The sequence below is a fragment of the Halanaerobiales bacterium genome (genome assembly GCA_035270125.1).
GTDB lineage: Bacteria > Bacillota > Halanaerobiia > Halanaerobiales > DATFIM01 > DATFIM01.
Window position 1 is genome coordinate 1 of sequence record DATFIM010000095.1, and the last position, 2,960, is coordinate 2,960.

Annotated in this window: 5 protein-coding genes; 2 read left to right on the forward strand and 3 right to left on the reverse strand. The window is 32.2% G+C overall.

Going from position 1 to position 2,960, the window contains the following annotated elements; genetic code table 11:
- Window positions 1-210: oligopeptide/dipeptide ABC transporter ATP-binding protein (locus VJ881_05205; protein ID HKL75447.1), on the forward strand; the 210-nt coding region annotated here is incomplete at its 5' end.
- Window positions 211-270: 60 nt separating this feature from the next.
- On the forward strand, window positions 271-1,584 hold the full coding sequence (lysA, locus tag VJ881_05210; GenBank protein HKL75448.1) for a diaminopimelate decarboxylase: 1,314 nt from the start codon (window positions 271-273) through the stop codon (window positions 1,582-1,584).
- Between the two features lie 128 nt (window positions 1,585-1,712).
- On the opposite strand, the gene VJ881_05215 is transcribed toward lysA, so the two are convergent.
- From VJ881_05215 to VJ881_05225, 3 genes are all read right to left on the reverse strand, one after another.
- Window positions 1,713-1,937, reverse strand: coding sequence for a hypothetical protein (locus VJ881_05215; protein HKL75449.1), 225 nt, complete (start codon window positions 1,935-1,937; stop codon window positions 1,713-1,715).
- Between the two features lies 1 nt (window position 1,938).
- Window positions 1,939-2,718, reverse strand: coding sequence for a hypothetical protein (locus tag VJ881_05220; protein ID HKL75450.1), 780 nt, complete (start codon window positions 2,716-2,718; stop codon window positions 1,939-1,941).
- Between the two features lie 9 nt (window positions 2,719-2,727).
- Window positions 2,728-2,960 (reverse strand): hypothetical protein (locus VJ881_05225; GenBank protein HKL75451.1); only part of this gene is annotated, 233 nt, incomplete at its 5' end.

A 2,960-nucleotide genomic window follows, 5' to 3' on the forward strand; every position in this document is an offset into this window, starting at 1 on the left:
GCTTTACTATCAGCAATACCAATAGCAGATCCAACCTATGATAAGGAAAGAATAATCTTAGAAGGAGATGTACCTAGTCCGGTAGATCCACCATCTGGATGTCGTTTCCACCCACGCTGTCCGAAGGCAATGGATATATGTAGTGAAAAAGAACCTGAATTTAAAGATTATGGTGATGAACATTATGCTGCCTGTCATCTATTAGATTAAAATGGAGTAAATTTAATATATTAGATATAGTTGTTTGGTTATATAAAGGAGATGAGATTATTGCGCTTATATGGTACTATGCAAAAAAATGAAAAAGGAGTTTTAGAGATAGGAGAAGTTGGAATAGATAAATTAGTAGATGAATTTGATACTCCTCTTATAGTTCTTGATGAAAAAGAAATAAGAAATAAAATTGATGAATATAAAAAAGGTCTTTCTTCTTATCCTGGAGAATCAAAAATTCTTTATGCAAGTAAGGCTTTTGCTAATAGAACACTTTATAGAATTTTTAAAGAAGAAAATATTAGTCTTGATGTAGTATCTGGAGGAGAATTATACACAGCTTTAAAAGCTAATTTTCCAGCTGAAGAAGTATTTTTTCATGGAAATAATAAACTAGCTTCTGAAATTGAATTAGCTTTAAAAAATAATATTGGAGGATTTATAGTAGATAATTTTCCAGAAGCTAAATTATTAAACGATCTGGCAGATAAATATAATAAAAATGTGGAAGTAATGATACGTCTTACGCCTGGTATAGCAGCTCATACTCATGATTTTATGGTAACAGGAAAAGTTGATTCAAAATTTGGAGTAGGAATTAAAAATGGTGATGCAGAAAAATTAGTTGATTTAATTTCAAATAAATATAAGAACTTAAAATTGAAGGGAATTCATGCCCATATTGGTTCGCAAATTTATAAAAAAGAAGGTTTTTTAAAATTAATTGAAATAATGGTTAAATTTATGAAAGATATGAAAAATGAAAATGGGATTACTATGACCAAGTTAGATCTTGGTGGAGGCCTGGGTATTCCTCATACTGAAGATGATCCTGTGATTCCTATTAAAAAATATGTTAAAGAAATGGTTGAAAAAGTAATAAAAGAAGTTAATAATCATAACTATCCTTTACCAGAATTGTTACTTGAACCGGGAAGGTCTATAATTGGAACAGCCGGGACTACTCTTTATGAAATTGGAATGATCAAGGATATCGAAAATATTAAAAAATATATAACAATAAATGGAGGTATGAGTGATAATATCAGACCATCATTATATGGAGCAGAATATGAGGCTTTTTTAGCAAATAAAATGAATGCAAAACCAGAAGAAGAAGTGAGTATTGCCGGTAAATGTTGTGAAACTGGTGATATACTTATAAAAGATATTAAACTTCCAGTAAGTAAGAGAGGAGACATACTGGCAGTAACCTGTACAGGAGCTTACACTTATGCTTTATCAAATAATTATAATGGTATACCTCGTCCAGCAATAGTTCTTATAAATGAGGGAGAGGCTAATCTTATAGTAAAAAGAGAAAGTTATGATTATCTGCTCAGCCATGATGTTATACCTGCCGGCTATTAAAATTTTTAATATATTAAGTCGAATGAAGAAAAGTAATTTATAAATAGATAAATATAATATAAAAAAATTAGAAAGTTAACATGCTCCCCTGTTTATTAATATAAAAAAGGAGAGCATATTTTTTTAACTCACATCTCTTCCCACATTACTTTCTCCTCAGCACTCAATTCATTCCAGCCATCAGCACAATCAGCAAAACAGGCTTTAACAAAGTTCTGCTGGGCAGTACTTTCACCAGTAGGGACACCTTTCTTTTTTACCACATTAATACCTTTCCAGTTAGAAAACACCATTGAAGAAGCAAACTGGCCACTGGCATTAATAGAAAAAAGTGGACCTGTAACTTTAGCCATCTTAATCGCCTCTTTTCGGTCTTTTAACCAGTCGTTGTTTTTTCATGGCTCTTTTATGATTGGCCTTCAAAAACTTATTATAACCACTTAAATGAGGTGGAAACTTTTCGTGTATATAAGTATCCATCTCCATATTTCCTGAAATTATGGCCCGGGCCAACTTCAAATTCATCTCCACAGAATTAACAGAATTAAGAACTGGATCTGCAAAAGTAATATCAGGTGAATCAGGGATATCTCCCTTTGTTCCCACAGTAATATAATCAAATTCAGCAGACGTTAAAAATTCATTGTATCCAACTCCATAACCGATATATCCTGGATAAACATCAACTTGTGGTTCTATTAAAAACCACTCGTCAGGTTCTACTTCCCCAACAGGCCAGACTTTAATCTGACATGGTGAAGAAAAATCAGGCAGATATAATCTTACATAGTAATATTGATCTTTCACAAGTTCTCCAGTAAATTCTTCTGCATTGTAATAATGATAGTCATAATAGCCACCTAATTCAACTTCAGGATAGGTCCAGAGTTTAGTCTGGAAGTAAAAGCCTAAATCACTATAATTATCTACTGCCTTCCAGTTGAGTAAAACAGTCGCTCCACTAAAAGGATAGGCATCAGTTACTGGATAATCACTGCTATAGTCAGTTTTAAATTTAGCAACAACATCTACTGGACATCTGTCTTCGGTAATTTCTCCAACTTCCTCAAATTTAATATATTCTTCACCATCAGGATAAACAAAACTTTCATCTTCTCTAATAAATTTAGCCATATTAATCACCTATTCCATTTCAAAACATAGATTGTCTTCAGCAACTGATAATTCATCATCTTTAAAAGGGGCAAGATTTCCATCAACAGGAAAATAAATTAAAAGCATACCATCAGTACCTGTCTTTTTATCAGATACAAAAGCAGCTAAAACATTTTCATTTTGATCATTAAGCCAGGGACCGAAATTAACTTCTTCCAGGTTAAATAATCTTGTTATATCTGGCCCTGAGAGAGGTTCTT